The organism is Nocardia acidivorans NBRC 108247, assembly GCF_001625085.1.
GTDB classification, from domain to species: Bacteria; Actinomycetota; Actinomycetes; order Mycobacteriales; family Mycobacteriaceae; genus Nocardia; species Nocardia acidivorans.
The window spans coordinates 1-982 of sequence record NZ_BDAW01000156.1 but is presented as its reverse complement, the minus strand read 5'-3'; the positions used below and the strand labels follow the sequence as shown (position 1 = coordinate 982).

Below are 982 nucleotides of genomic sequence, written 5' to 3'. Positions count from 1 at the left end.
CCGCCGCCGCCCACGCCTTCTCCGCCTCCGCCGCGCACTGGCCGCCCACCGAGGCCACCGCCCGCGCGGCCCTGATCGCCGAGGCGCTCGCGGACTCGGTCGAATCCGCCCGCCCACCAGCCACTTTCACCCCCGCCGAGGATACGGCGACGGCGGAATTCGCCGCCGGGAGTGCGCGAGCCGATACGTCGCCGGCCGGGTTCGCGGCCGGTGATGTTCCCTCGGTCCCCTCCGCGACGGGAATGGACACGGCGGAATTCGCCGCCCTGAACTCCGGCCCCATCCCGCGACCGACACCGGTGCGTCGAGTGGACGCCGCGCGCGCAGCGGCGGTCGCCGCCGCGTCGGCGCTGATTCACGCGGCGCATTCGGGGGTGGGGCCCGGGGAGAACGGCGGGGATCGGTTCCTGCCCTGTTCGGCGGTGTCGATCGCGGTACTGCTGTGCCTGAGTATGGGTGAACCGCGCAGGGCGGCAGACGCTTTGCGGGGCGTCGGGGCGGATCCACAGGGTCGGGTGCTGGCCGCGTGGGTGGCCATGTTGGGCGGGGATGAGCGGTCGGCCGCCGCGGTGCTCGACGGGCTCGATATCGCGAAGCTGGACGCCCGGGATCGACTGCTGGCGCACGGGGTGCTCGTCGGATTGGCCAGGCGCGGTGGGGATCACACGGCGCTGACCCTGGCCTGGCAGGCCGCCTATCCGCTCTTCGACGAGGTGGGCGCGGATCTGCTCGCGCTGTTGCCGATCGGCGAATTATGGCTTGCCGGAATCCGATTGCGGGATGAGGGGCGGGTCGAGGCGCTGGTGGCGGCGGCCGGTGAGCTGCTGCGCGGTGTCGGTGATCCGCCCGCGTGGTCGAATGCGTTCCACTGGTACGCGATTCAGGCCGCCATCGCCCGGGAATGCCCGAACGATCTACTGCCGCACGCGCATCGGCTGAAGGCCGCCGCGGCGGCGGGCGATCCGCAGGCCGCCGCCCTGGC

1 pseudogene is annotated in these 982 nt (G+C 73.3%); it reads left to right on the top strand.

Annotated elements, in window-relative coordinates:
- Nucleotides 1-982, top strand: a pseudogene (locus NA10_RS37895) (LuxR C-terminal-related transcriptional regulator); the annotation flags it as partial.